This window comes from Sulfitobacter sp. EE-36 (assembly GCF_000152605.1).
Classification (GTDB): domain Bacteria; phylum Pseudomonadota; class Alphaproteobacteria; order Rhodobacterales; family Rhodobacteraceae; genus Sulfitobacter; species Sulfitobacter pontiacus.
Window position 1 is genome coordinate 2,480,387 of record NZ_CH959310.1, and the last position, 25,384, is coordinate 2,505,770.

The 25,384-nt window shown below is 61.4% G+C and carries 27 protein-coding genes; 10 read left to right on the forward strand and 17 right to left on the reverse strand.

The features are described 5' to 3' along the window. Positions 1-6: 6 nt before the first annotated feature. From EE36_RS14570 to mazG, 5 genes are all read right to left on the reverse strand, one after another. Positions 7-828, reverse strand: a complete 822-nt coding sequence (locus EE36_RS14570) for a DUF533 domain-containing protein (protein WP_005853518.1) — start codon at positions 826-828, stop codon at positions 7-9. Positions 829-972: 144 nt separating this feature from the next. Continuing rightward, entirely contained in the window at positions 973-2,385 is a 1,413-nt protein-coding gene (locus EE36_RS14575) for a YdiU family protein (RefSeq protein ID WP_005853521.1), read from the reverse strand. A 42-nt stretch (positions 2,386-2,427) separates the two neighbouring features. After that, positions 2,428-2,877 carry an N-acetyltransferase gene (locus EE36_RS14580; RefSeq protein WP_005853523.1) on the reverse strand — a complete coding sequence of 150 codons (450 nt, stop codon included), beginning with the start codon at positions 2,875-2,877 and terminating at the stop codon, positions 2,428-2,430. After that, the gene (locus EE36_RS14585) at positions 2,874-3,815 is read right to left on the reverse strand and encodes a nucleoside hydrolase (protein ID WP_005853525.1); all 942 of its coding nucleotides are present in this window, start codon (positions 3,813-3,815) and stop codon (positions 2,874-2,876) included. The genes EE36_RS14580 and EE36_RS14585 overlap by 4 nt, the downstream gene beginning before the upstream one ends. A 72-nt stretch (positions 3,816-3,887) precedes the next feature. Beyond that, positions 3,888-4,712 carry a nucleoside triphosphate pyrophosphohydrolase gene (gene mazG, locus EE36_RS14590; protein ID WP_005853526.1) on the reverse strand — a complete coding sequence of 275 codons (825 nt, stop codon included), beginning with the start codon at positions 4,710-4,712 and terminating at the stop codon, positions 3,888-3,890. Positions 4,713-4,774: 62 nt separating this feature from the next. Here mazG and EE36_RS14595 point away from each other — a divergent pair, with 62 nt between their 5' ends. The 3 genes from EE36_RS14595 (at position 4,775) to EE36_RS14605 (ending at position 7,427) form a co-directional block, all read left to right on the forward strand. Further along, entirely contained in the window at positions 4,775-5,944 is a 1,170-nt protein-coding gene (locus EE36_RS14595) for a M20 aminoacylase family protein (protein ID WP_005853528.1), read from the forward strand. A gap of 1 nt (position 5,945) precedes the next feature. Further along, positions 5,946-6,923, forward strand: coding sequence for an agmatinase (gene speB, locus EE36_RS14600; protein WP_005853529.1), 978 nt, complete (start codon positions 5,946-5,948; stop codon positions 6,921-6,923). Positions 6,924-6,995: 72 nt separating this feature from the next. Continuing rightward, positions 6,996-7,427 carry a DUF1499 domain-containing protein gene (locus EE36_RS14605; protein WP_005853531.1) on the forward strand — a complete coding sequence of 144 codons (432 nt, stop codon included), beginning with the start codon at positions 6,996-6,998 and terminating at the stop codon, positions 7,425-7,427. Here EE36_RS14605 and EE36_RS17395 read toward each other — a convergent pair. Beyond that, a complete protein-coding gene (locus tag EE36_RS17395; RefSeq protein WP_083776471.1) occupies positions 7,368-7,673 on the reverse strand; it encodes a hypothetical protein in 306 nt (101 codons plus the stop codon). The two genes, EE36_RS14605 and EE36_RS17395, sit on opposite strands and share 60 nt — an antisense overlap. A 62-nt stretch (positions 7,674-7,735) precedes the next feature. Between EE36_RS17395 and prfA the strand changes: the two genes are divergently transcribed. The 3 genes from prfA to EE36_RS14620 all read left to right on the forward strand — a co-directional run bounded on the left by prfA (position 7,736) and on the right by EE36_RS14620 (position 10,530). Continuing rightward, positions 7,736-8,791, forward strand: coding sequence for a peptide chain release factor 1 (gene prfA, locus EE36_RS14610; RefSeq protein ID WP_005853534.1), 1,056 nt, complete (start codon positions 7,736-7,738; stop codon positions 8,789-8,791). After that, entirely contained in the window at positions 8,788-9,630 is an 843-nt protein-coding gene (gene prmC / locus EE36_RS14615; protein ID WP_005853536.1) for a peptide chain release factor N(5)-glutamine methyltransferase, read from the forward strand. The genes prfA and prmC overlap by 4 nt, the downstream gene beginning before the upstream one ends. 216 nt (positions 9,631-9,846) lie before the next feature. Then, positions 9,847-10,530: a DUF4167 domain-containing protein gene (locus EE36_RS14620; RefSeq protein WP_005853537.1), complete on the forward strand. Its 684-nt coding sequence runs from the start codon at positions 9,847-9,849 to the stop codon at positions 10,528-10,530. A 77-nt stretch (positions 10,531-10,607) separates the two neighbouring features. Here the strand turns inward: EE36_RS14620 and rsmA are convergent, their stop codons facing one another. From rsmA to lptF, 6 genes are read right to left on the reverse strand one after another with little or no spacing between them, the layout of a single operon-like run. Further along, positions 10,608-11,450 (reverse strand): 16S rRNA (adenine(1518)-N(6)/adenine(1519)-N(6))-dimethyltransferase RsmA, encoded by an 843-nt coding sequence (rsmA, locus tag EE36_RS14625; RefSeq protein WP_005853538.1) that lies wholly within the window; start codon positions 11,448-11,450, stop codon positions 10,608-10,610. Positions 11,451-11,490: 40 nt separating this feature from the next. Further along, positions 11,491-12,477 (reverse strand): 4-hydroxythreonine-4-phosphate dehydrogenase PdxA, encoded by a 987-nt coding sequence (pdxA, locus tag EE36_RS14630; protein WP_005853539.1) that lies wholly within the window; start codon positions 12,475-12,477, stop codon positions 11,491-11,493. Then, positions 12,474-13,691: a peptidylprolyl isomerase gene (locus EE36_RS14635; protein WP_005853540.1), complete on the reverse strand. Its 1,218-nt coding sequence runs from the start codon at positions 13,689-13,691 to the stop codon at positions 12,474-12,476. Before EE36_RS14635 ends, pdxA begins: the two co-directional genes overlap by 4 nt. Before the next feature lie 5 nt (positions 13,692-13,696). Further along, a complete protein-coding gene (gene lptD / locus EE36_RS14640; protein ID WP_005853541.1) occupies positions 13,697-15,811 on the reverse strand; it encodes an LPS-assembly protein LptD in 2,115 nt (704 codons plus the stop codon). Position 15,812: 1 nt separating this feature from the next. Next, on the reverse strand, positions 15,813-16,910 hold the full coding sequence (gene lptG, locus EE36_RS14645; protein ID WP_005853542.1) for an LPS export ABC transporter permease LptG: 1,098 nt from the start codon (positions 16,908-16,910) through the stop codon (positions 15,813-15,815). Next, a complete protein-coding gene (lptF, locus tag EE36_RS14650) occupies positions 16,907-18,037 on the reverse strand; it encodes an LPS export ABC transporter permease LptF (RefSeq protein ID WP_005853543.1) in 1,131 nt (376 codons plus the stop codon). Before lptF ends, lptG begins: the two co-directional genes overlap by 4 nt. 139 nt (positions 18,038-18,176) lie before the next feature. On the opposite strand from lptF, the gene EE36_RS14655 reads away from it, so the two are divergent. Further along, on the forward strand, positions 18,177-19,649 hold the full coding sequence (locus EE36_RS14655) for a leucyl aminopeptidase (protein WP_005853544.1): 1,473 nt from the start codon (positions 18,177-18,179) through the stop codon (positions 19,647-19,649). 5 nt (positions 19,650-19,654) lie between these two features. After that, on the forward strand, positions 19,655-20,113 hold the full coding sequence (locus tag EE36_RS14660) for a DNA polymerase III subunit chi (RefSeq protein ID WP_005853545.1): 459 nt from the start codon (positions 19,655-19,657) through the stop codon (positions 20,111-20,113). Positions 20,114-20,130: 17 nt separating this feature from the next. On the opposite strand, the gene EE36_RS14665 is transcribed toward EE36_RS14660, so the two are convergent. The 3 genes from EE36_RS14665 to EE36_RS14675 are packed head-to-tail and all read right to left on the reverse strand — an operon-like array spanning position 20,131 to position 23,318. Further along, positions 20,131-20,715: a TIGR02281 family clan AA aspartic protease gene (locus EE36_RS14665; RefSeq protein WP_005853546.1), complete on the reverse strand. Its 585-nt coding sequence runs from the start codon at positions 20,713-20,715 to the stop codon at positions 20,131-20,133. Between the two features lie 51 nt (positions 20,716-20,766). Continuing rightward, entirely contained in the window at positions 20,767-21,402 is a 636-nt protein-coding gene (locus EE36_RS14670; RefSeq protein WP_009824621.1) for a MarC family protein, read from the reverse strand. Between the two features lie 53 nt (positions 21,403-21,455). Continuing rightward, complete coding sequence (locus EE36_RS14675) at positions 21,456-23,318, reverse strand: ABC-F family ATP-binding cassette domain-containing protein (RefSeq protein WP_037945024.1); 1,863 nt, start codon at positions 23,316-23,318, stop codon at positions 21,456-21,458. Positions 23,319-23,422: 104 nt separating this feature from the next. Between EE36_RS14675 and ndk the strand changes: the two genes are divergently transcribed. Continuing rightward, positions 23,423-23,845: a nucleoside-diphosphate kinase gene (ndk, locus tag EE36_RS14680; protein WP_005853549.1), complete on the forward strand. Its 423-nt coding sequence runs from the start codon at positions 23,423-23,425 to the stop codon at positions 23,843-23,845. Between the two features lie 91 nt (positions 23,846-23,936). Here ndk and EE36_RS14685 read toward each other — a convergent pair whose 3' ends face one another. Together EE36_RS14685 and EE36_RS14690 are read right to left on the reverse strand one after the other, a co-directional pair. Further along, on the reverse strand, positions 23,937-24,353 hold the full coding sequence (locus EE36_RS14685; protein WP_005853550.1) for a DUF4112 domain-containing protein: 417 nt from the start codon (positions 24,351-24,353) through the stop codon (positions 23,937-23,939). A 93-nt stretch (positions 24,354-24,446) separates the two neighbouring features. Continuing rightward, the gene (locus EE36_RS14690; RefSeq protein ID WP_005853551.1) at positions 24,447-24,773 is read right to left on the reverse strand and encodes a TfoX/Sxy family protein; all 327 of its coding nucleotides are present in this window, start codon (positions 24,771-24,773) and stop codon (positions 24,447-24,449) included. 376 nt (positions 24,774-25,149) lie between these two features. Between EE36_RS14690 and EE36_RS14695 the strand changes: the two genes are divergently transcribed. Continuing rightward, positions 25,150-25,317: an RSP_7527 family protein gene (locus EE36_RS14695; RefSeq protein WP_235183784.1), complete on the forward strand. Its 168-nt coding sequence runs from the start codon at positions 25,150-25,152 to the stop codon at positions 25,315-25,317. The last annotated feature ends 67 nt before the right edge of the window (positions 25,318-25,384 follow it).

Below are 25,384 nucleotides of genomic sequence, written 5' to 3' on the forward strand. Positions count from 1 at the left end.
GCCGCTTTAGGTGTAAAGCGACGGCACCCCCATCTGCGCGTGGATCTCGTTCACCGCGGCGGGCTGCATCCCATAGGCGCTGGCCAGCTTGTGCAGATATTGCGCCTCTTCCTGCGTATCCAGATCAATCGCCAGCAGCGACATCGCATAGATTTGCGGGCCCATGCCGTCGGGGGTCTGGGCGACCAGCGCGTCGACATCCACAGGGGCTTCCATCTGGCCTTGCACGAATGCGGCCTCGTCGGCGTCCACGTCGCCCAGATGGTTCAGCAGCTTTTCACGCTCGGACTCATCAAATGTGCCGTCGGATTTCGCGGCCTGGATCATTGCGGCGATCATCAGCGCGGCGGTGGCCTCCTGATCGCGCGAGGGGGTGATTTCGGGGGCAGGGTTGCTATCGAATTGCGAGTTCAGCACCGCGCCAAAGTCTGCCTCTGGCCGTTCGGGGGCTTTTTGGCTGGCACCGCCCAGACTGGACAGCAAGCCACCCGCACCTGCGGCACCGGCAAGCCCACCCAGCAGCCCGCCAAGGCCGCCCGAGCTGCCAGACGTGCTGGTGCCTGTGCCGCCGCCAAGCTGGTTCAGCAAACCGCCCAAGCCGCCGCTGCTGGCACCGGAGGATCCGCCCATCAAACCACCCAGCATATCCTGCAGGTTACCGCCCGAGCCGCCCGTGCTGCCGCCAGTCAGACCGCCCAGCAATCCGCCCAGTCCGCCGCCGCTGCTGGCGCTGCCGGTCGTGGATTTATTCTTGTTCATCATGGCGCTGGCCCCTTTGGCCACAGCCACGCCGATCGCCACTTTGGCCAATGTTTTCATCAAGCTCATTATCGATAATCCTTTTGGGTCAAATCGCCTGCAAGTCTGTTGCAGTTTACTGTGCAAAACAACCAAAAGATCGCGGGGGTTCCCGCTTGTCGACGTGCTTGACGGTGGGACAACGGGTGGCACCTGCCACCCGCTGGCCGTCGTTCAGGTGCCGCAGAAGGTGGCCGGCACGATTTCCTGCGTCGTCGGCGCGCGGTGCAGATCGGCGTCGGTTTCGCGGTAAGGGTGGGCAAGCGCTGTCATCAGCCGGTGGAACGGGTCCATATCACCAGCAACGGCGGCGTTGATCATCGCCTCTATCCGGTGGTTGCGCGGGATCACGGCCGGGTTGGCGGCCTCCATGACCGATTTAGGGTCCGGCTCGGCCGCGATGCGCTGCTGCCACGCGTCGCGCCAGTTGGCAAAGGCCGCGCGGTCGGTGAATTGGCCGGCGGCGTCATCGCCTGACAGCGCGCGGAAAGCATTGGTAAAATCCGCGCCATCCGTTTGCATCAGCGACAACAGCGCATCGATCAGCGCAGTATCTTCAGCCTTGGGCGTCGTGATCCCGATCTTGGCGGCAAAGCGTCTCAGCCAGGCTTGCTCGATCAACGCGGGCATGGCGTGCACGATCTCTGTTGCCTCGGCCACGCCGCTTTCGGGATCATCAAGCTGCTGCAACAACGAGGTTGCAAGCTGCGCCATATTCCACACGACGATCTGCGGCTGATTGGCATAGGCATAGCGCCCCTGCCGGTCGATGGAACTGAACACACGGTTGGGGTGGAACGCATCCATGAAGGCGCAGGGGCCGTAATCAATCGTCTCGCCCGAGATGGCGCAATTATCGGTGTTCATCACCCCGTGAATAAAGCCCACAGACATCCACGCCGCGACCAGATCCGCCTGTGCGGAGCACACCGCGCGCAGCAGGCCCAAGGGCCCGTCCGCCTGCGGGTAGTGCCGCTGGATCGCATAGTCGGTGAGGCGGCGCAGATTTTCGACCTCGCCCCGATGGGCAAAGACCTGAAACGTCCCCACACGCAGATGGCTTGCGGCGACACGGGTCAGCACGGCACCGGGCAGGGCGGTTTCGCGAAAAACATCCTCGCCACTTTGCACAGCGGCCAGGGCGCGGGTGGTGGGGATGCCTAGGGCGTGCATCGCCTCGGACACCACATATTCGCGCAAGACCGGCCCAAGCCAGGCGCGCCCGTCGCCGCCACGGGAATAGGGCGTGCGCCCCGATCCTTTCAGCTGGATATCGCGGCGCTGGCCCTTTGCATCCAGCACCTCGCCCAAGAGGATCGCGCGGCCATCGCCAAGCTGCGGGTTGTAATTCCCGAACTGATGCCCCGCATAAAGCTGCGCCAGCGGATCGGCACCGGCGGGCAGTTCGTTCCCGCTGAAGATAAAGGCCAGATCCTCGGTCGATCCGTGGGTGATCCCCAGCGTCTTTGCCAGCGGCGCGTTGAAAGCCAGCAGTTTGGGATCGGCCACCGGCGTAGGCGTGGTGCGGGTGAAAAAGCCATCGGGCAAGGCCGCGTAGCTGTTATCGAAGGGGGCTGATAATGTCATAGGGCAGATATAGGGGCCGCGGCCCCAGCTTGCCAGTCCGCGTCAGAATTTGCGCGACATGAACATGTAGTTTTCGCGAGGGCGAAAGCCTGCACGGTGGTAAAGCTTCTGCGCGATCTCGTTGCTACGCTCTACCTCAAGATGGATCGCGCGCAGACCGCCGCCCGCCAGCGCATTCGGGACGGCCAGCAATGCCTCTGTCGCGATGCCACGGCCACGCACGCCGGGGCGCACGTAGATTTCATCGATAATCGCGTCCAGACCGCCGAATTCAACCGACCAGCCGAAGGTGATGATGATATAGCCGATGGGTGCACGGGCCGGGCCGATCAGATAGGCCACCCCATAGGGCGTGCCTTCGAGCAGCGGTGCCAGCCCGTTGCGGCGGTCGTCATCCGTCTGCTCGATCCCCGTCTCGGCGTGAAAGCTGCCCACGAGGGCAACGAGACGGTCCAGATGCTCTGGCTTGGCAAGGGTGAAGGCCGCGCTCATAGACGGGCCAGCCGTTCGGTCAGCAGGGCAAAGAAGCCATCAGAATCCAGATCGCCCATAAAGGTCGCATTGGGGGCGCGGTCGGTCACGCCCCACCAATCGGCGACGGTCATACCCATGGTCAGCTCTGACTCTGTCTCGATCTCGACGTTGATGTGGCGGCCTTTGAACAGATCGGGGTTGATCAGATAGGCCGTGACGCAAGGGTCATGCAGCGGCGCGCCGTCAGAGCCGTATTTCTCTTTGTCGAACCGTTCGAAGAAATCGGTCATTTCAGCCACGGCGATGCCCACAGGCGTGCCAAGGGCGCGGAAAGCATCGTTGCGCGCTTTGGTCACCAGCGCCTTATGGGTAACGTCCAGCGGCATAACAACGATAGGAGCTCCGGATTTAAACACAATATCAGCCGCTTGCGGGTCGACGTAGATGTTAAACTCCGCCGTTGGGGTGATGTTACCCCCTTCGAAATAGCCACCGCCCATCAGCACGATCTTGGCGATGCGATCGGCGATATCGGGTGCTTTTTGCAACGCGGTGGCGATATTGGTCAGCGGTCCCAGCGGGCATAGCGTGACGGTTCCCGGTGCGTTATCGCGCAGCGTGTCGATGATGAAATCCACCGCATGGCCTTCGGCCATCGGCATGGTAGGTTCGGGCAAATCGGGGCCGTCCAGCCCGGTCTTGCCGTGCACATGCTCTGCCGTGACCAGTTCGCGGCCCAGCGGGCGGTCACATCCGGCAAAGACTTTGACATCCCGTTTGCCTGCCAATTCGCACACGATCCGGGCGTTGCGCGAGGTGAGGTCCAACGGCACATTGCCCGCGACGCACGTGATCCCCAGAACATCAAGCTCTTCGGGGCTGGCCAAAGCGACAAGGATCGCTACGGCGTCATCCTGACCGGGGTCCGTGTCGATAATGATCTTGCGCGGTGTCATGGGCTCTCCTGTCTTGGCTGTGCCAGAGCCTTGCCGCAAGTGCCGCGACTTGTCCAGCAGGCACGGGCGGTCCTAGCTGCGTTCCGCCCGTTTTACATCCTCCCACAGGGCATCCATCTCGGCCAGATCGCTGTCCGAGGGGGATTTACCTCGTGCGGCCAACCGCGCCTCTACGCCGCTGAAGCGGCGCATGAATTTGGCGTTGGCGGCGCGCAGGGCGGCTTCGGGTTCAACACCAAGATGCCGGCCCAGATTGGCCATAACGAACATCAGATCACCGTATTCCTCGGTCACCTCGGCCTGAGTCAGCGTATCGCGCGCCTCGACCAGTTCGGTCGCTTCCTCGGTGATCTTGGCGATCACATCATCGACCTGCGGCCAGTCAAACCCGACACGGGCCGCGCGTTTTTGCAGCTTGTAGGCGCGCAGCAGCGCGGGCAGGCCGACGGCCACACCGTCAAGCGTTCCCCCCTGGGCCTTACCCGCGCGTTCTGCCGCCTTGATCTTTTCCCAATCCGCGGTCTGCTGTTCGGCTGATTTATCGCGGCTTTCATCGCCGAAAACATGCGGGTGCCGCGCGACCATCTTGTCCGAGATATTGCGCACCACCGTCTGAAAGCTGAACCGCCCGTCCTCTTCGCCCATGGCCGTGTGATACACGGTCTGGAGCAGCAGATCGCCCAACTCTCCCTCAAGCTCGGGCCAGTCGCGGCGCTCGATCGCATCGGCGACTTCATACGCTTCTTCAATGGTATAGGGGGCAATGCTGTCGAAATCCTGTTCGATATCCCAAGGGCATCCGGTTTGCGGGTCACGCAGGCGGCGCATGATTTCCAACAAGCGTTCGATCCCGGCGTCGCGATCGTGGATCAACGCATCATTTCTTGTCTCGGCCATTGCAGCCCCCATGTGTCTGATGTCAGATGCAACCTGACCAACATCCCCACAGGAGTCCAGTAATGCCCGTCGTGAACCGTATCGCGGATTATGCCCCCCAAATGACAGAATGGCGCAGATATCTGCACACGATTCCGGAACTGGGGAACGACTGCTTCAAGACCGCGGCTTTCGTGGCGGAACGCCTGCGCGACTTCGGCGTGGACGAGCTGCACGAAGGCTTTGCCACCACGGGCATCGTCGCCATTATCAACGGTCAGGCCGAGGGGCCGACCATCGGGCTGCGCGCCGACATGGATGCGCTGCCGATCCCCGAGGAAACCGGGCTGGACTATGCCAGCACCCACGCAGGCAAGATGCACGCCTGCGGGCACGACGGGCATACAACGATGCTGCTGGGGGCGGCGAAATATCTGGCGGAAACGCGCAATTTCGCGGGCCGCGTGGCGCTGATCTTCCAACCTGCCGAAGAAACCGGCGGTGGGGCCGAGGTGATGGTCGAGGAAGGGATCCTTGATCGCTTCGACATCGGCCAGGTCTATGCGCTGCACAATGCGCCCGGCTTTGAGAAAGGGGGGTTTTACACATCCCCCGGCGCGATGATGGCGGCGGTCGATGAATTTCATATCCACATCAAGGGTTTGGGTGGTCATGGTGCCACACCGCACCTGACCCGCGATCCGGTCGTTGCCGCCTGTGGTATTGCGACGGCATTGCAGACCATCGTCAGCCGCAACCACTATGCGCAGGATGATCTTGTCGTTTCGGTCACGCAGATCCACACGGGCACCACCGACAACGTGATCCCCGAAACGGCCTATATCAACGGCACGGTACGCAGCTTTGACAAAGAGGTGCAGGCCATGGTGATCCGCCGGATGGAGCAGATCGTCGCCGGGCAGGCCGCCAGCTATGATGTCAGCGCGACACTGGAATACGAAAAGGGCTATCCCGCCACGGTGAACACCCCAGAAGAGGCCGGATTTGCCGCCGCCGTTGCCACCGAGATTGCGGGCGAGGACCGCGTGATTGCCGATAATGGCCGCGAGATGGGGGCCGAGGATTTCAGTTATATGCTGGAAAAACGCCCCGGTGCCTATTTGTTCATCGGGCAGGGTGATACCGCAGGGCTGCACCACGCCGCCTATAACTTCGACGATGAGATCGCGCCCGTGGGTGCATCCTTTTTTGCCCGCATCGTCGAGCGGGCCCAACCATTAGGAGCCAAGTAACATGGGTTTGGAAGACGCGAAAAATCAGGTTGATCAAGCCTTTACCCGCGATGATCTAAAAGGGCCGAGCTTCGAGAACGCCTTTGGCGGGGCCACGTCCTTTCTGCGGCGGCGCTATACCAAAGACCTGCGCGGCGTGGACATCGCCGTGACAGGCGTGCCCTTTGATCAGGCCGTGACCAACCGTACCGGCACCCGTCTGGGCCCGCGTGCGATCCGCGAAGCGTCTTCCTTACAGCCCTACGATCCGCCCTATGGCTGGGATTTCGACGTGCTCAGCGAGTTTGCCATCGCCGACTATGGCGATCTGGCGTTCGACTATGGTCACACAAGCCAGTTTCCTGCCGCTTTAATAAGGCATATCAAAGGGATACTGGACGCAGGTGCGGCAAGTGTGACCCTGGGCGGCGACCACTACATCAGTTTCCCGATCCTCAAGGCCTATGCCGAAAAATACGGCCCTATCAGTCTGTTACAGTTCGATGCCCATTCGGATACATGGCCCGACGATGATATGGACCGGATCGACCACGGCACCATGTTCTACAAGGCGGTGAAGTCGGGCATCGTTGATCCGAAAACCTCGGTTCAGGTGGGCATCCGCACGACCAACCCGGATACGCTTGGCGTGACAACCATCGACGCGCGCGAGGTCCACGAGAAAGGGCCACAGGCAGCCGTTGCCAAAATAAAACAGGTACTTGGCGACCGTCCTTGCTATCTTACATTCGATATCGATGCGCTTGATCCGGCCTTTGCGCCGGGCACAGGCACGCCTGTATGGGGCGGGCTCACGTCGGCGCAGGCGGCGATCATGATGCGGGATCTGGCGGGGATCAACATCGTGGGCGGCGACATCGTTGAAGTCTCTCCGCCTTTTGACACGACAGGTGCGACAGCGATCGCCGGCGCCCATGTGGCGACCGAGATCCTGTGCCTGCTGGGGTGGAACATGCGGCAGACCAAAGCCCGCGCATAACCACTGGCGGCGCAGTTTGCGACGGCAGGACGCTCCGCGGGGAGTTTATTTGGCAAAATGAAGGTAAAGATTATGATGGCATTTTTCTGGATCGCACTGGCGATTTTCGTCGCCTTGCAGGCGTTCATCCGCCTTGCACCCGCCCCCGCGGCCCGGTGGGAATTGGGCGCGGTCGACAAGGCCCCCGGTGATTACCCCTCGGCGGGGGGCTTTATGGCCGTGCGCGAGGTTGAAGGCGATGGCACGGCGTTCTTGAACCGGTTTGAGGACGCGATGCTGTCGTTGCCCCGAACCCAGCGGATCGAAAGCAACGCAGGTCAGGCGCTTTATGTCACACGCTCGGGCTTCTGGGGCTTTCCCGATTACACCAGCGTCGCGGTCACCCCCGTTGACGGGAAGGATCAGAGCCGCGCGGTGGTCTATGGGCGGCTGCGTTTTGGCAAGTCAGATATGGGTGTGAACGGCAAGCGTTTGAAGCGGGTTCTGGCCCAAGCCGGGGTCTAGGCGCTGTGCGAGGCCGGGGCAGGCCTCGCCGATATCGCGCCACATGGGCACATTCAGTGACATCTGGCATTGCGCGGCAAAGCGGCGACCGTTGACATCGAGGCAGATCGTTTGCCCCAGCTCGACCCGCTGGCCGTTGCGGTCGGTGCAATAGCACTCAACCGTTTTGCGCCCCGAGGGCGCAGGGTCCGCCGCAAGCGACGGGGCAAGGCAGATCAGACTGAAAACCAGCGAAATGCGTTTCATAGGGGCATCATAGCACAGGCTGGGTCTTGACCATAGCCGCTTCATCAGCGACATCCAGCGGTATGATCCCCATGGACCGCCTTGCCCAAATCACCCAACGTTTCCAGTTTCTGGAGGCGTCGATGTCTGCTGGCTCTGACGGGGCGGATTTTGCCAAGCTGGCCAAGGAATACGCCGATCTGCGCCCTGTGGTCGAACAGATCGACGCCTATCGCCAGTTGCTCCAAGACATGGACGACGCCCGCGCCATGTTGAAAGACCCCGAGATGGCGGAGCTGGCCGAGGAAGAGCTGCCGCGCCTGAAAGCCGCCTTGCCGCAAGCAGAGGCTGATTTGCAGCTCGCGCTGCTGCCGCGGGACGAGGCCGACAAAAAGCCCGCAATGCTGGAGATCCGCCCCGGGACCGGCGGGGATGAGGCAGCACTTTTCGCCGCTGATCTGCTGCGCATGTATCAACGCTATGCCGAGGCGCGGGGTTGGAAGGTCGAGCTGATCGAACAACAGTTCACCGAGCTCGGCGGCGTCAAAGAGGTCGTGGCCCATATCAAGGGCGAGAATGTCTTTGCCCGTCTGAAATACGAATCCGGTGTGCACCGCGTGCAGCGTGTGCCCTCTACCGAAAGCGGCGGGCGTATCCATACCTCTGCCGCGACTGTCGCCGTTCTGCCAGAGGCAGAGGATGTGGATATTCACATCGACGCCAATGATCTGCGGATCGATACGATGCGCAGTTCAGGGGCGGGCGGGCAACACGTCAACACCACCGATTCTGCCGTGCGCATCACCCACCTGCCGACGGGGCTGGTGGTGACGTCTTCCGAGAAATCGCAGCACCGCAACCGCGAGATTGCGATGCAGGTGCTGAAAGCACGGCTTTATGATATGGAGCGTCAGCGGGTGGACAGTGAACGATCGGCCAGCCGTGCCGCGCAGGTGGGGTCGGGGGACCGGTCTGAACGGATCCGGACCTATAACTTCCCGCAAGGGCGCCTGACCGACCACCGGATCAACCTCACCCTCTACCGGCTTGAAGCCGTGATGCAGGGCGATCTGGACGAGATTGTCGATGCGCTGACCGCGGATGCGCAGGCGCAGCTGCTGGCCGAGATGGGGCAGTGAGCGCGCCAACCGCCGCGCAAGCCATGGTCGCCGCCACAGCGCGATTGCGCGCGGCGGGCGTGCCTGACCCCGCACGGGATGCGCGGATCTTGCTGGCGCATGCGGCGTCAGTCGATGCGGCGCGGGTGACGTTGATCGCGCCCGAGGAAATCGCGCCGGATATTGCCGAACGCTACGAAAAGCTGATCGCCTTGCGGGCGGTGCGCGTGCCGGTCTCGCATCTGGTAGGGCAGCGGGCGTTCTACGGGCGCGATTTCAAGGTCAGCCGCGATGTGCTGGACCCGCGGCCCGAGACCGAATCCCTTATTGAACTGGCGCTGTCCGAGCGCTTTGAACGGGTGCTTGATCTGGGCACCGGATCGGGCTGTATTCTGGTGACGCTTCTGGCCGAACAGCAAGATGCACGCGGCGTGGGCCTTGATCTGTCCGAAGCTGCCTGTCTGCAGGCCAGCGCCAATGCGGTGTTGCACGGGGTGCAGGCACGCGCGGAGATCAAGCAATCGGATTGGTTCAGCGCGGCCGAAGGGCGGTTCGATCTGATCGTCTCCAACCCGCCATATCTGGCACAAAGCGAGATGGCGGATGTTTCGCCCGAACTGCGCTTGCATGAACCCGAGATGGCATTGACCGACGGGCAGGACGGGTTGAGTGTGTACCGTATCATCGCCGCGCAGGCACAGGGGTATCTGACGCCCACAGGTCGCGTTCTGGCAGAAATCGGCTGGCAACAGGGTGCCGATGTGAAAGCGATCTTTGAGGCGGCCGGTTGGGGCCGGGTGCGCATCTTGCCCGATCTGGGCGGGCGCGACCGTGTCCTTTGGGCCGATACGCCAGCATAAACACGCCAAAACTTGTCATTTGGGGGTGTTTTTCGCCAATTTCCACTTGCTCCAAATCATTTGCCGTGCTTATTCAAGGATGTTGCAGCGGTGGATGCCTTTTGGGCGGTCCCGCGCGGCGTTAAGCCCAACAGAGCGTAAAGCTAGCTTTTCAGGGACGCGACTGCGTCCGGCAGCTTATTCCGAAGCCCAGCATAACAAGGCTGAACTGATTACATGAAATCTTCCAGATCACGGTCCCGGTCCAAGAATAATCGCAACCGTCAGCCGCAAGGTGGCAACGTCGTTAACCGCGTTTTCGACAGTTCTGGCCCCGAAGGCAAGGTCCGCGGCACGCCGCAGCAGATTATCGAGAAATACAACCAGTTGGCGCGTGATGCCCAGCTGAGCAACGACCGCGTGGCGGCAGAGAACTTCCAGCAGCACGCCGAACATTACCTGCGGATGCTGTCCGAAGCACAACGCGAGATTGACCAGCGTCGCGATCAGCAAGAACGCGAGAACCGCGAACGTCAGGCAGAGCGGGACCGCGAGCGGGTAGAGCGTCAGGAACGCGAAGCTGCCCAAGCCGGTCAGAACACTGCGGATCAACCTGCCGCGGAAGCAGATACGGGCGACAAATCCGATGCGCCCCAGCAGGACAACGCCAAGGGCGATGCCCCCAAGCGCCGCCGCAGCCGCAGCAACAACCAGAATGATAATGCCCCTAAGTCGGACAGCGCGCCCAAGTCGGATGGCGATGATACGCAAGACGGCAGTGCGGCAGAGGACAATCTGGTGGACACGCCCGAGAACAAGCCCAAGCCCCGACGCGCGCCGCGCCGCAAACCTGCCCCCAAGGCAGAGGCGAGCGAACCGGCCAAGGACAACAGTGGCGACCAGCCCGAAGCGGCTGAATAAACGCTTTGATATCGTAACAAAGGCCCCGCGATTGCGGGGCCTTTTGCGTTTCGGACGGTGAGTGTGTTGTGGTGGCCTTAGCCCTTGGCGATTTCGCGGGCCAGCGCGCAGAAACCTTCCAGCGGCACCTGTTCGGCGCGCTCCGTCGGTTTCAATCCGGCCGCAAGCAAACGATCCTCGATATCCGGTGCGGTTCCTTTGAGGGCAGAGCGTAGCATTTTGCGCCGCTGATTAAACGCGGCCGCCACAACGCGGTTCAACACATCAGGATCCGCCGGAAAGCGGGGTTGGGGCAGGGCCGTCAGATGCACCACAGCGGAGGAGACTTTGGGCGGCGGGGTAAACGCCTCGGGTGGCAGGTTCAGCACGATACGCGCATCGGCCCGCCACTGTGCAAGCAGCGCCAGACGGCCATAGGCCTTGGAGCCGGGCTTGGCCACGATCCGCTCTGCCACTTCGCGCTGGAACATCAACGTCAGGCTTTGCCAGAACGGTGGCCATTCCTGCGGGGTCAACCAGCGCACCAGCAGCTCTGTCCCCACGTTATAAGGCAGGTTCGCCGCAATACGGATCGGTGGGGTCAGATGGGCCAGCGGGTCGATTTCAAGGGCGTCACCTTCGATCACCGTCAGACGGTCGGGATAGGCCTCGGCGATCTCGGCCAAAGCGGGCAGGCAGCGTTTGTCTTTCTCGATCGCCAGCACGCGGCGCGCGCCTTCGGATAGCAACCCGCGCGTCAACCCCCCGGGGCCCGGCCCGATTTCAAGCACATCACATTCGGTCATATCGCCCGCTTGTCGCGCGATCTTGGCGGTGAGGTTCAGGTCGAGCAGAAAGTTCTGGCCCAGCGATTTGCGCGCCTTCAGGTCATGGGTATTGATCACCTCGCGCAGGGGCGGCAGGTTGTCGATTGTGCTCATTCTTGGACCTGTGAAACAGAAGGGTTCTGGGGGCGCGGGGTCATGATTGCGCCATGCGATAGGCCATGCGCAGCGCCTCGACCATGCTGGTGGGGTTTGCGATGCCCTGACCCGCGATATCAAAGGCGGTGCCGTGATCGGGCGAGGTGCGGATGAACGGCAGACCGAGCGTCACATTGACGCCGCGGTCGAAATCCAGCGTCTTGATCGGGATCAGCGCCTGATCGTGATACATGGCAATCGCCGCGTCATAGCGCGCCCGTGCGGCGGCGTGGAACATCGTATCGGCAGGGTGCGGGCCGCTCAGGTCATAGCCTTCGCTCTGCATCCGGGTGACCAGCGCCGTCATCCAATCTGCTTCCTGACGACCCATCGTACCGCCTTCGCCCGCATGGGGGTTCAGACCTGCGATGGCGATCCTGGGGGCCTTGATCCCGAATTGAGAGCGAAGCCCCGCCGCTGTAATCTCTATCACGCGGCGCAGATGGGCGGGGGTCAGCACATTGGGGACCTGATCCAGCGCGATATGGATTGTGGCCGGCACCACCCGCAGTTGGTCAGAGGCAAGCATCATCACCACATCGCTTCCGCCCGCCAGCGCGGCAAGGTATTCGGTGTGGCCCGGATAGGCAAAACCGGCCCCGTCTTTCAGCGCCTTTTTGTGAATGGGCGCGGTGGTCAGCGCAGATGCGGCACCGCTGCGCACCAGGTCAACACCGCGCGCGATCACGTCGATCACTCCCTGCGCATTGGCGGGGTCCGGCTTGCCCGCGACGGCACCGGCGGCAAAGTCGTGGCGCAGCACGGGCAAAGCGTCGCTGCCCGCGGCAAGCGCGTCCGACGCGCTGTCGATAATGCAATGGGGAATGTCTTGGGGCAGGTGGCGCGGATCCCCGATCCAGGCGAGCGGCACTTCGCCCGCCAGCATCGCCCAGGCCCGTGCGGCGACCTCTGGTCCGATGCCAGAGGGTTCGCCGCAAGAGATCACAACCGGCTTGTCGGCCAAGCCCGTCTTGGCTTGGGTCATTTGCGAACGATGCGCGCGTCGGCCCGCAATTGCTCCAGCAGCTGTTCGGCATAGCCGGTCAGCCGTTCCTGGCGCAGCGCATTGGTCACATCCTCGCGCGAGGCAGAGGCATTGGCGGCGGCGGTACGCCCACACATCATCAGCAGCATCAGCGTCTGACCATTGGCACGGGTCAGCGTGGTCGAAACTTCGCCCGTGTCGAGCTTGGACAGTTCAATCGCCACGTCCTGCGGGATGTCCGAGGGGGCTTTTTTCACACGCTCCAACACTTCGGCGGGCTGGCCTTTGGCGATGCCGTAAAGGTCATCGCAGGTATCGATGCGGCCACGGATCTGCGCCGCCTGTGCCAGCGCGGGTTCTGTGCGGCCACCGGGGATGTAATAGGCAGCGTATTCAATCTCGGAATAGGTCGGCGCGGCGACGCTGGTTTCCTCGATGTCGCGCAGTTGGAACAGTGCCACGGCGTTGGGGATCGGCAGCGGGTCGGTAACCTCGCCCGGAGCGAGGTTCAGGATCAGCGGCTGCAGGCTTGGCGGCAGATCGGTCAGGTTCTGCCACGGCAGCCGCCCGCCACGCCCGCGCGATGCGGTCGCGGAATAGCGGCTGGCGTAGTTCGAAAACTCTGCCGTTGATTTGGATTGCGAGATTTGTTCGGCCAGCGCGTTCACCCGTGCGGCTTGCTGGGGCGGAGCGGGAATGATGATCTCGGACACGAGAACGCGCACACCGCTACCTTGTGTTTCGCCCAAAGCGCGGTTGATTTCAGCGTCGGTGATCTGCACGCGGCTGGCATAGCGGGCACGCACCAGTTCACGCCACCCGACCGAGTTTACGACGAAATCGCGAAACGTTTCGCGCGAGACGCCGGATTGACCAAGCGCCTGGGTGAATTCTTCGGTGCTCAGATCCGCGCGCGAGGCGAATTCGGCAAGGCTGTCTTCGATGCCCTGCGGCGTCAGTTCGATGCCCGCTTCGGCCACGGCCTCGTTGCGCAGGCGTTCGTCGATCAGCGAGGTCAGCGCCCCTTCGCGGGTCGCCCCCGGTGCGTTCAACACTTCAAGAAAGCGCTGGCGCTGCTGGACTTCGAATTCGGTTACAACGGATTCATTCACCTTGGCGACGGGCGCAAAGAGGTTCTGCGCCGAAACGGGGGCGGCGGTCATCAGCCCCAGCCCAAGGACGGCGATGCTTCGTGTCAGACGGTTCAGGTTCATCTTACTTATTTCCCACATGATCGCTCATATCTTTCTGTTCCGTTGGAGGCCGAGAAGCCCCGCAGGCCGATGTTAAACCCGATATCGGTAGAGGGCTCAACACTTGTTGAGGAGGTATAGCGGCGGCGCACCGAAAGGTCGACGCTTACACATTCATTATTGTAGGTCAGGCCAAGCCCAGCCGTCGCCGCTGTACTGTTTTGCACGTCATAGCGCACGTCGGCGCTGGCGGACCATTGCTTGTTGATGTCGTAGCTGCCGTCAAGCGACACCTCGGAAATCGCTTCGGTCCGGTCTTCGGCAGTATCCGCCTCGAGCCAGACATAGGTGCCTTCGACGGTGGTTTTGCCAAAGCTCCACCCGCCGCGCAGTTCCGCCTTGGAGATGTCGAAATCGGAGTCGACCAAGGTCCGCGCGGTCAGCGAAAGACCCGCGTTATTCTTGATCTGCCCCGCCAGCAGCACGTCAGAGCGCACGCCCGACAGGCCGGACGTATCGGTAAAGGCAGGGTCGCTGATGCTGCGGAACACCTGACCGACCGCGACATAGGTGTCCCAGCCATTGGGGTCAAAGCGCGACCAGTTCACCGCCACTGCCGCGGTTGTGCCGCGTTCGCGCCGGTCGGGGCGCGGAAAGCGCGAGAGTGACAGGATGTTACCCTGATCGAATTCAACGCGGGTGCTTTCCTCGTTCGGAATGTCGAGCCGGCTGCCATCGGTCCACCCCAGTTGCACCACAGGCGTCAGCACCTGCGACGCACCACCAGCCTCGCGGCGTGCCATCGGGTAGCTTAGACCGACCGCTGCGAAAGGCGCGATGTCGCTATGGTTCTGCGCAAAGGTATCGTCTTGGGTGATGTCGAAGAAATTGAACGTCGTGCCGACCTGCGCATCGGTGACCAAGCCGGAGCGATGGGTGAAGCGACGCAGATATTTTAGCGACCCGTTGATCCGCGATACATCGCGGCCAATCACATCCATATCGGACGAGCGCCAATGGCTATGCGCCTCCAGCCCGAACCGCAGTTCGCCCCCCCATGCCTTGGGGAAAAAGCGCCGTTCGAATTCGCCGTCGATCACGACTGTGGGCAGGGTGCTGTTCAACTCTCCGGGGCGGAGGGTTTCAAAGTTGTAAAGGCTGGTACGCACAAAGCTGTCACGTCGCGCGCGTGACAGTGTGAGGTCACTGCGCAAACGGTCCTCGTCCGAATAGCCGTATTCGGTAAAGTAAGAGCTGTCACTAACGGCCTCGATCGTGAAGCTCAGCTTGTAGCCGCGCTCAAGCTCAAAGCTGCCTTCACCGAACAGATAGCCGCGGGTCTCATCTGGCAGCTGGTCATCGCGGGTGTAGGCCCCGTTAAACTCGATATCACCATTGGTGAACGCCTGCCGATAGCGGAATTCAAGCGTGCGGGTCGAGGACGACAGATAGGGCGTCAGGGTCAGGTCGCGACTTTCGCCCAAGGTGATGAAATAAGGCAGCTTCAGCCCCGTGCCCAACAGCGACGTGGTGCGAATGGATGGGGCCAAAAACCCGTCCGCGCGGTCCAGCGTCGGGTCGGGCAGCCGCAAACGGGGCAGGTAGAACACCGGCACCGACCGGATATGAAAAGTCGCATCATCGAAATACAGTTGCTGCGCCTCGGTATCATGCACCACGCGGCGCGCGCGGATCTGCCAGAGGGGCAGCTCGCCGTCATTGCAGGTTTTGCAAGAGGTCACGGCGGTCTTGTACAGCTGGCTATAGCGCCCCTCGACGCGGTCGATCTGGACGGCGGCCATCTGCACCTGCTGGTTCAGCACCATACGTGCGCCGCGCAGCAGACCGTTCTGAAACCCCTGATCCAGCTCTGCCGCATCCGCGAGAATGACGGTGCCATCACCGTCGTTCAGCACAATCGGCCCTTCGATCACCAAGGCACCGGTTTCGTCATTATAGCGGATCGCAGAGGCACGGATGCGGGTCGTGCCTTGAAACGCCTCTACGTTACCTTGGGCGACCAGTTCCCGGTCACGGGTGATGAACAGGTCATCGGCCACCAGAACGGCAGGACGCTCGCTGTCTTGCGCGGCAGCGGGCAGACCAAGGGCGACAAGAAGGGTCAGGAGCAAACGGCGCATGTCAGCCATCCTCTGAATGAAGTAGAAGACCAAGCGCCAGAAGAATGGACGCGACAGGCGGTGCCCAGGCCGCAAGAAGAACCGGAATTTGCCCGTTCTCCCCCAGAATTTGCGCAAAACTGCGAATAAAATACAAGCCGAACCCCATCAGAACAGAGGCCAGCACCGCGACGCCCGTGCCTCCGAACCTCGTATGGCGCATGGTAAACGCGCTCGCAACCAGAACCATCGCAACCAGAAAGAACGGGCGCGCCAGTTCGGTCTGCAGCCAGACCTTGTGGCGACGCGGGCTGAAGCCTGCCAGTTCAAGCTGCTTGATGTAATCGGGCAGATCATAGATCGAGACGGCACCGGGATCGGTGATACTGTCGCGGATACGGTCCAGCGTCAGGGTCGAGGGCAGGGTGAGCGTGTCAAATGTCTCTGCCGCGCCTTCGGCGTTCACGCCCACCTCAAGCGGCCATGACTTCGCATCGGTTAGCGTCCAGATGCCATTCTCCAGCGCGGCGCTGTCCGCTTCGATCCGGCGTGCGGGACCGCCCTCGGGCGCGTAGCTGAGGAATGTGACATCATAAAGCACCGAGGCGTCCTTGTTTGACCGCCATGCGCGGATCACGGTCTGCCCCTCGTCACTGCCTTGGCGCAGCCACAGCCCTTCGTCGCTGACCGACAGGACAGAGGTCCCGCCCGCGCGAATGCTATCGCTGAGCTGGATGTAACGTTTGGCGGTCGCCGCAACGATGGGGTTCAACATGCCCACAGCCATCACGCCAATGATGAACGCCACCCAGATCGGGGCCTGCAACGCGCTGAGCGCTGACCGGCCGGCGGCACGGGTCACCACCAGTTCTGACGAGCGTGCCAGCGACAAAAACAACACCACAGTCGCAAGGATCATGATCAGCGGCAGGATCAGGTTCATGGTTTCAGGCGTGTTTAACAACGTCATCCCGAAGAGGCGCAGCCAGCCGATATCGTAGCTGCTGAACCGGCGCGCCTGATCGACCATATCCACCAACACGAGCAGAGAGAACAGCACAGCGGAAATGAGGATAAACCCCATAATAAAGCGGCGCGCGAAATAGAGATGCAGGATCATGCGACGCCCCTTTGCTTGCCCATCCGTTTGGTCCAGCCCGGATGGGCCGTTTGCCAGATCATCCCGATCACAATCACAGCGCCAATCAGGCTGGGCAGGAACAGCAGCGGCCAGCGGCTGGCGTCGTCGCGCACCGTTTCGACCAAAGTGCCGCGCAACCCGTCAATCGCGATGAGCAGACCAAAGGCAATCACGATCTCGCGCCAGACCCCGAAGCGCGAAAACCCTCCGAGCACCAGTGTCGCATAGCCGATCATCGCGGCGATCATACAAAACGCCGCCGAGGCAAAGCGCGCCGTCAGCTCTTCTGCGATCTCGCCCGCGCTGGATTTGGTGATCGTCTCAAGCTGATCCCACTGGGCAAACATCTCGGCAGTGGTCATGGCGTCGATGGATTGGGTGCGGGGTTTGTCGCTGCTGACCAATGCCGAGATATCGAACGAGAAATCGCGGAACTTGGCGGTCGACAGGCGCTTGCCGGCCATCTCAAGCCGTTGCGCCATGCCATCGACCATGATCAGCGTCGTGCCATCGCCATTGCGGATCAGATAGGCTTCGGACGCGGTATAGATCACGCCCTCGTCGGGGTTGCGTCGGTCCGACAGAAACACATCGCGCAACACCCCGTCGGCGTCGATCACGCGGGTATAGAATGTAACCTTGGAGGTCGGGTGCAGGAATGTGCCTTCGGTCAGCAGCCGCGCGGTGACATTCTGCGAAATCTCGGCCTCGCGTTCAGACAGCTGTCCGTTGGACAGGGGCAACAGCAGATGGGTCAGCACCGACATCATGATCGCGACGCATAGGCCATAGACGAACACGGGCCGCGCCAGACGCCAAGGGCTGGTGCCCGTTGCCTGCAGCACCGTCAGCTCGGATTCGCTGGTCATCCGGTTGATCACATAGACCGACCCCGCAAAGGTCGCGATCGGCAGCACAGTGGTGATCAGCTTGGGCAGCCCCAGCACGGTAAATTCCAGAAACACCAGCGCCGTCTGGCCGTCGCCGATCAGCCGGTCAAACAGCACCACGGCGCGGTTGATCCAGAAAATCGCCACCAGGATCAACGCAAAGAAACTGAACAAAATCAGGAACTGGGACAACATATAGCGGTCGAACTTGGCCAATCTGCATCCCTTGGGTATCAACACGGGTGAACTTTCGCCCGACGATAAAGTAAATTTCCGCCCACGAAAACTGCTATCTGGCCTTAACGACGCACGCAGGATACGTCTAAGCGAAATTCAGACAAAAGGGGTTCACCTGATGACCGCATTGACGCCAATGACATTTACCGAAACCGATATTGACCAGATCGCAGGCCACACGGGCCGTGTGGCTGTGACTGTGGGCGCGGATGGCAAGCTCAACCCCTCCGCGCGTCGCATCAACAAGCTGACCAAAGGCGCGCTGGAACGTCTGGTGGCCAGCGACAGCTTCACGAAATTGTCAGCGGGCGATGCGGTCAGCCTCGGTTTTCCCACCGGCATGGCGGCCGAAGCCGTGGATGTGGTGCAATTGGCGAATAACGCCGATCAGGAAGCCCTGCGCGCGGCCGGTGCGGCGCTTGCGAAACGGCGCGGCGATGCGGATCTGCTGGTGTTGACGGGCGGCTTGCGCAAAGCGGCCGAGCTTTGCTTTGGACTGGCCATGCGCGACTACACGTTCGAGGATCGCAAAAGCAACGGCAAGCCACGCAAGGGGCAGGTCGTGATCATGAATTCCAAACCCGAAGAGGTCGAAGCCGCTGCGGCGCCCCTGCTGGCCATCGCCGACGGTGCCTTTATGACCCGCGACCTGACGAACGAGCCCGCGAATATCCTGACCACCACCGAATTCGCCGACCGTCTGGCCGAGATGAGTTCAATCGGCCTTGAGGTCGAAGTGCTGGACGAAGCCAAGCTGGAAGAGCTGGGGATGCGCACCTTGCTCAGCGTCGGGCAGGGGTCGGCCAGCCCGTCCTACGTCGTGGTGATGAAATGGAACGGCGGCGAAAAAGACGCGGCCCCGCTGGCGCTGGTCGGCAAGGGCGTGGTGTTCGACACCGGCGGCATCAGCCTGAAACCGGGCGCGGGCATGGAAGACATGACCATGGATATGGGCGGCGCGGGCGTTGTCTCGGGCGTGATGCGCAGCCTTGCCCTGCGTAAGGCCAAGGCCAATGTCGTCGGTCTTGTCGGTATCGTAGAGAACATGCCATCCAGCACGGCAACCCGCCCCGGTGACGTGATCAAGACGATGAAGGGCGACACGGTCGAGGTGATCAATACCGACGCCGAAGGCCGTTTGGTGCTTTGTGATGTGCTTTGGTACGCGCAAGAACGGTTCAACCCCGCGGGCGTGATCGATTTGGCCACGCTGACCGGCGCGATTATCATCGGCTTGGGTCATGACAATGCGGGGGTTTTCTCGAACGACGATACGCTGTGCAACGCCTTCCTCAAGGCCGCGCAAACCGAGGGCGAAGGCGCGTGGCGGATGCCCTTGGGCGCGGGGTATGACAAGCTGCTGAAAAGCCGCATCGCCGACATGAAAAACATCGGCGGGCGGCCTGCCGGGTCGATCACGGCGGCGCAATTCCTGCAACGGTTCATTAAGGACGGCACGCCGTGGATTCACCTTGATATCGCCGGTGTGGCCTCCGTCAAATCCGAGACGGCGCTGGCACCCGTCGGGGCCACGGGCTGGGGCGTTGCCGCGTTGAACCGATTGATTTCAAACCTCTACGAGACAGAGTAAACCTGATGGGTGCCGCGTATTTCTACCATCTGACCCAGCGACCGCTGGTCGAAACGCTGACCATGCTTTTGGGCAAGGCCCAAGGCGCGGGCTGGCGTGTGGCGGTACGCGGCACCGATCAATCCTTGCTGGAACAGCTTGACGTCGCCCTGTGGCGCGGGCCCGAGGATAGCTTTCTGCCTCATGGTCTGGCCGGCGGGCCGCATGATGCCGAACAGCCGGTTTTGCTGACCACGGACACCCACGCGCCGAATAACGTAAGCTGCGTGTTCTCGATCCACGGCGCGGCCGTGTCGGCACAGGAAGTCGCGGCGCTGGATCGGGTGTGCATCCTGTTCGATGGGCTGGACGACCACGCCTTGAACGTCGCGCGGGACCAGTGGAAATCGCTGAAAGCCGCAGGAGCCTCTGCGCAATACTGGTCCGAGGAATCGGGCCGATGGGAGAAAAAGGCAGAGACCTGAGGGCGTTACGCCATGTTTCAACGGGTGAGGATCAACTCTCCGTTGGTGATCTCGATCCGGCCCCAGCGTTGCAGATAGCCCATCCCCAGCAAGGATTGCCGCATCTCGCCTTCGTTCACGACCGCGGGCACATCGGTATCGCGCACCCCGCCCAGTTCAACCTCGTCCAGCCGCACATAGGCGGTGCGCACTTCGCCATTGGCAGTGCTGGCACGGCCCAGATAGTTCAGGCGATCGGGCGAGAGCCCTGCGGCTTCGGCATCGGCGCGGGTCAGCACCATATCCGTCGCGCCGGTGTCCACCACAAAGCGGAGCGGCGTGCCGTTGATCGTCGCCGTCAGATAATAATGCCCGTCGCGGGCGCGTGGCAGGGTGACGCTGCCGGTGCTGGCCTCATAGGCTTGGCGCGGGATGTCGCCTTGCCGGTTGATATCCTCCCACAGGCCGTAGCCCGCGGCGACACCGGTAAAGATCATGGCCCAGACCGCGACCTGTTGCAGCGTCTTGTTCCAGCCCTGACGGCTTTGCATGAAGAACCAGCCCGCGACCATCGCCATGAGCACGATCAGATAGATCAAACGTCCTGTTTCAATGTCCGGCATCGTATATCCTTTGGCAATCTTCCAAAGATATGGGGGCAGGGTGCGGAAAAGTCAGCCCGGACCCGGTCCGAAACCAAAGGCGCTAAGCCCGTCGAGCACGAATTGCACCGACAGCGCGGCAAGCAGCATCCCCAAAAGCCGCGTGATCACGTTGATCCCGACCTTGCCCAAAGCGTTTTCAAGGTAACCGCTGGCCTGCATCGTGATGCCCATGATGATCAGGACGGCGAAAGTGATCGCGACGACGGTCACCAGCCCTTCAAGGCCCGGTTTCTCGCCCGTCAACAGGATCACCGACGCGATAGAGCCAGGGCCCGCGATCAAGGGAATGGCCAGCGGAAATACCGATGGGTCGTCGTGATCGTCATCCGCCTCGGCATGGCCCTCGCGGCGTTTCGTGCGGCGGTCGAACAACATATCAAGCGCGGTCAGAAACAGCAGCACGCCGCCCGCGACACGGAAGGCGGGCATGGAGATCCCGATAAAGCCAAGCACAGCCTCGCCAAACGCAGCAAAGACCAGCAGCAGCAGCCCCGCGATGACCACAGACCGCCACGCAATCAACCGGCGCTGGCGCGGTGTCATACCGGGGGTCAGAGCCAGAAACATCGGGCCAATCGCAAAGGGGTCAATGATCACGATCATCGTCGCAAACGCGGTGATCATGAATGCCAGATCAAGTGCCATCATAAACCGTCACCGGGGCCAGCCCCGTCCTTATCCCTTGCGCCGCGCTGGCATTACGCCGACGCGGTTTCCAGTTTTTCCAACGCGCCCATCCAGATCGCTTCCGCCCGTTCAAGCGCGGCCATGACTTCGGCGTATTTTTTGTTCCAGACCTCAAGTTCGCCGACTTTGTCCTTTTCGTAAAGGGCAGGGTCCGCGAGCTTTTTCGCAAGCTTGTCGCGCATGTCGTTGATCTTGGTGACCCGCGCCTCGGCCGTGCGCACTTCGGCGCGCAGGGCAAGGATGTCTTCGCGGTTGGCACGTTTGGGCTTTGGCGCTTCCTTGACTGGTTTGGGGTTCTTGCTGACGGGCTTTTCCACGGTCAACAGCATCTTGCGATAGGCTTCGAGGTCATCCTCATAGGGCTTGACCGTGCCGTTCGACACCAGCCACAGACGGTCCGCAACCATCGACAAAAGGTGCATATCGTGGCTGACAAGGATCACAGCACCGGAATAGCGCGTCAACGCCTCGACCAGCGCTTCGCGCGATTCGATATCAAGGTGGTTGGTCGGCTCATCGAGGATCAGCAGATGCGGTGCGTCCAATGTGGCGAGCAGCAGCGACAGACGCGCCTTTTGCCCCCCCGACAAACGCCCCACTTCGGTATCGGCCTGATCCGGCCCCAGACCGAACCCCGCCAGCTGTGCGCGCAGCTTGGATTGCATCACACCGGGGCGCGCGCTGATCATATGCTGCAGCGGCGTTTCATGGACGATCAATTCATCCACCTGATGCTGTGCAAAGAACCCGATGCGCAGCTTGCTGGAGTTGATTGCCTTGCCCTCGAACAACACCAAACGGTTGGAGAGCAGCTTTGACAGGGTAGATTTACCCTGACCGTTTTTGCCCAACAGCGCGATGCGGTCGTCTTGGTCGATCCGCAGGTTCAGGCGCGACAGGACGGGCTGGCCTTCGGTATAGCCGGTCGATCCGCCTTCGATACTGATGATGGGCGGTGAAAGCTCATCGGGCTGCGGGAAGGTAAAGACCTTGCGCGCGGCTTCTTCCGGCGGCGTGATTGTCACCATCTTCTCGATGGCCTTCATTCGCGATTGCGCCTGTTTCGCCTTGGACGCCTTGGCCTTAAAGCGGTCCACAAAGGCCTGCATATGCGCCTTATGCGCTTGCTGCTTTTTCGCCTGCGCTGTCAGCTGCGCGCGCTTTTCGGCCCGCATTTTCGCGAATTGGTCGTAATTACCCTGATAATACGTGAGCTTACGGTCTTCGAGGTGCAGGATACCACCGACGGCACGGTTCAACAGACCACGGTCGTGGCTGATGATGATCACCGTGTGCGGGTATTTCGACAGGTAGTTTTCCAGCCACAACGCGCCTTCAAGATCAAGGTAGTTGGTCGGTTCGTCCAACAGCAGCAAATCCGGCTGCGCGAACAGAACGCCCGCCAGCGCCACGCGCATCCGCCAGCCGCCCGAATAGGCCGAACAGGGCTGCTGCTGATCATGGTCGTCAAAGCCGAGCCCCTTGAGGATCGCGGCGGCACGGCCTTCGGCGGACCAGGCGTCGATATCGGCAAGGCGGGTCTGCACCTCGGCGATGCGCGCGGGATCATCCGTTGTCTCTGCCTCGTGCATCAAGGCGGCGCGTTCGACATCGGCGGCCAGCACCGTATCGATCAGCGACACGTCAGAGGACGGGACCTCTTGGGCGATGCCCCCGATCTTGGCGCGCGAGGGCAGACTGATGTCGCCCGCGTCCAGCGACAGCTCTCCGCGAATGATTTTGAACAGCGTGGTTTTACCCGCACCGTTTTGCCCGACCAGACCCACTTTGTGGCCTTCGGGGATAACCGCGCTGGCTTCCTCGAACAAGGGACGGCCTTCGACGGAATAGTTGATTTCTGAAATGCTTAACATGGACGCGGTGTGAACCATGTCTGGCCCCGCGTCAATCGCGGCTTTTCACGGGGCATGACCCATGCTAGGGAGCGGCCAAATCAACCCCACCTAGGAGAGCTATCATGGCCCTTGAGCGCACATTCTCGATCATCAAACCAGACGCAACACGCCGCAACCTGACCGGCAAAATCAACGCTAAATTCGAAGAAGCCGGCCTGCGCATCGTCGCACAAAAGCGTATTCACATGACAAAGGCACAAGCCGGCGTTTTCTATGCCGTGCACGCCGAGCGTCCTTTCTATGACGAACTGTGCGAATTCATGGCGTCCGAGCCTGTTGTTGTTCAGGTTCTCGAAGGCGAAGGTGCCATCGCGAAAAACCGCGAAGTGATGGGCGCAACCAACCCAGCAGACGCAGCCGAAGGCACGATCCGCGCAGAATTCGCCGAATCCGTTGGCGAAAACTCCGTTCACGGGTCCGACGCGCCTGAAACAGCCGCCGTCGAAATCGCGTATTTCTTCTCCGGTCTGGAACTGGTTGGCTAAGCCTTCACAGGTTTGGACAGATGAAAAGGGTCGCAGGCAACTGCGGCCCTTTTTTCATGCAACGGGGATCACATAGCGGCGACCGACCTGTTCAGCCTTTAAGGGTCGGATGGTGTGACGACAGTTCACCGTCCACAGGGCTCACGGTTTTCATCGGTGCCGTTTGTTCAAGATGACGGTGCAACAGATCGACGTTGCGGATGTTTGCCTTCCAGCCCACGTCAAAGATGTCACCGATCAGGGGGATCGCACCGATCGCAAGGTCGATGCCCACATTCGCCCCCATACGCGCCAGAACCGACCGGCTTGCGCCCATGCGATGCGCTTCCTTCAAGATATAGCCCGCCGGTGCCAAAGCCAGAACGTCGCCAACACCGGGTATCAGGCCAAGGATGCTGTCCCAGCCCAGCCGAACGCCCAGAACAGGCACCCGTAGGGCGCTATCCATCGTACGGGCAAGGCCACGCAGCCGGTCAAGGTCGTGTTGAACATCGGGGGAATGTGGCATGGGGCAGGGTATCCTGTTGGGGCTACGTTAGCGACCCAACGCTTATGGGCGCAGTGCCGTTCCGCTGCCGCCTTCAGGTTTCGCAGGGACGCGTTACGCCTCGCGCACACCGATCAGGTTCATCATGCGTTCGAATTCAGAGCGTCCGGTATCATGGGCACGGGCCTTGATCGCGTCGAACTTGACCCGCAGGGCTTTCTTTTCTTCCCCCTTGCAGTCGTTCCACGGGCGCCCCTGAAGCCCCATCACCAGAACATAGTACCCGATGAAGTGGGGGCGCTGACCATTTTGCAGCAACCTCTCATAGGCTGCATCGGCACCAAGATCGCGCAGCTCTTGCGCAGAGTGGATGCCAGCACGGGCGCAGCTTTCCTCGAACGCGGGGCCAAGATTGCGGATGGAAGAAACAGGGTCGGTCATACCGGCTGTTTATACCGCAGCGTGCCGCCTGTCACTTTCAGATGCTGGCGTAATCCGTAAATATCACCGGCTGGGGTTTTTCCGGCGCGGGTTTGGGTGGGGCGGATTGTTGCTGCTGCGGCGATTGCTTGGTCATGGGTCTTCTCCGGCTTGTGTTGGTCTCTCCGTTTCAGGGGCTACCAACGTTCGGGCGGCCCTTTCGTTCACGGTGAAGTCGAAAACTGCCGGTTTCGGGGCCGGATATGGGCGATATTGGGGCAAAACTGTGCCATTTAAGCCATGCATTTTCCGCATATCCACTATGGTTTGCACCTTTGCTGCACCGCGCACATATGACGGTCACGGGCATTGAAGCCCTGAAATGGAAAGCTGGAAAATGAAAACCGAAGCTACATACAAAACCGCCACTCCGGTCGAAGTCGACCGTCTTCTTGCCGAAGCCAACGCGCTGCGCAGTGCCTATATCTCTGCCGCTGTTGCCAAAGCATCGCGCAAGTTTACCGGCCTGTTCCGCACCGCACCCCGCGGCACGGCAGCAGCCTAAACCGCCAGCGCTTCGCTGACGGAACATACCAAACCGAATGCGGTGGATAGGCCGCCGCATAGACGTG

Coding starts and splice junctions, on each gene's coding strand:
- EE36_RS14570 (WP_005853518.1), bottom strand. CDS start 828: ATGAGCTTGATGAAAACATTGGCCAAAGTGGCGATCGGCGTGGCTGTG.
- EE36_RS14575 (WP_005853521.1), bottom strand. CDS start 2,385: ATGACATTATCAGCCCCCTTCGATAACAGCTACGCGGCCTTGCCCGAT.
- EE36_RS14580 (WP_005853523.1), bottom strand. CDS start 2,877: ATGAGCGCGGCCTTCACCCTTGCCAAGCCAGAGCATCTGGACCGTCTC.
- EE36_RS14585 (WP_005853525.1), bottom strand. CDS start 3,815: ATGACACCGCGCAAGATCATTATCGACACGGACCCCGGTCAGGATGAC.
- mazG (WP_005853526.1), bottom strand. CDS start 4,712: ATGGCCGAGACAAGAAATGATGCGTTGATCCACGATCGCGACGCCGGG.
- EE36_RS14595 (WP_005853528.1), top strand. CDS start 4,775: ATGCCCGTCGTGAACCGTATCGCGGATTATGCCCCCCAAATGACAGAA.
- speB (WP_005853529.1), top strand. CDS start 5,946: ATGGGTTTGGAAGACGCGAAAAATCAGGTTGATCAAGCCTTTACCCGC.
- EE36_RS14605 (WP_005853531.1), top strand. CDS start 6,996: ATGATGGCATTTTTCTGGATCGCACTGGCGATTTTCGTCGCCTTGCAG.
- EE36_RS17395 (WP_083776471.1), bottom strand. CDS start 7,673: ATGAAACGCATTTCGCTGGTTTTCAGTCTGATCTGCCTTGCCCCGTCG.
- prfA (WP_005853534.1), top strand. CDS start 7,736: ATGATCCCCATGGACCGCCTTGCCCAAATCACCCAACGTTTCCAGTTT.
- EE36_RS14620 (WP_005853537.1), top strand. CDS start 9,847: ATGAAATCTTCCAGATCACGGTCCCGGTCCAAGAATAATCGCAACCGT.
- rsmA (WP_005853538.1), bottom strand. CDS start 11,450: ATGAGCACAATCGACAACCTGCCGCCCCTGCGCGAGGTGATCAATACC.
- pdxA (WP_005853539.1), bottom strand. CDS start 12,477: ATGACCCAAGCCAAGACGGGCTTGGCCGACAAGCCGGTTGTGATCTCT.
- EE36_RS14635 (WP_005853540.1), bottom strand. CDS start 13,691: ATGAACCTGAACCGTCTGACACGAAGCATCGCCGTCCTTGGGCTGGGG.
- lptD (WP_005853541.1), bottom strand. CDS start 15,811: ATGCGCCGTTTGCTCCTGACCCTTCTTGTCGCCCTTGGTCTGCCCGCT.
- lptG (WP_005853542.1), bottom strand. CDS start 16,910: ATGATCCTGCATCTCTATTTCGCGCGCCGCTTTATTATGGGGTTTATC.
- EE36_RS14655 (WP_005853544.1), top strand. CDS start 18,177: ATGACCGCATTGACGCCAATGACATTTACCGAAACCGATATTGACCAG.
- EE36_RS14660 (WP_005853545.1), top strand. CDS start 19,655: ATGGGTGCCGCGTATTTCTACCATCTGACCCAGCGACCGCTGGTCGAA.
- EE36_RS14665 (WP_005853546.1), bottom strand. CDS start 20,715: ATGCCGGACATTGAAACAGGACGTTTGATCTATCTGATCGTGCTCATG.
- EE36_RS14670 (WP_009824621.1), bottom strand. CDS start 21,402: ATGGCACTTGATCTGGCATTCATGATCACCGCGTTTGCGACGATGATC.
- EE36_RS14675 (WP_037945024.1), bottom strand. CDS start 23,318: ATGTTAAGCATTTCAGAAATCAACTATTCCGTCGAAGGCCGTCCCTTG.
- ndk (WP_005853549.1), top strand. CDS start 23,423: ATGGCCCTTGAGCGCACATTCTCGATCATCAAACCAGACGCAACACGC.
- EE36_RS14685 (WP_005853550.1), bottom strand. CDS start 24,353: ATGCCACATTCCCCCGATGTTCAACACGACCTTGACCGGCTGCGTGGC.
- EE36_RS14690 (WP_005853551.1), bottom strand. CDS start 24,773: ATGACCGACCCTGTTTCTTCCATCCGCAATCTTGGCCCCGCGTTCGAG.
- EE36_RS14695 (WP_235183784.1), top strand. CDS start 25,150: ATGAAAACCGAAGCTACATACAAAACCGCCACTCCGGTCGAAGTCGAC.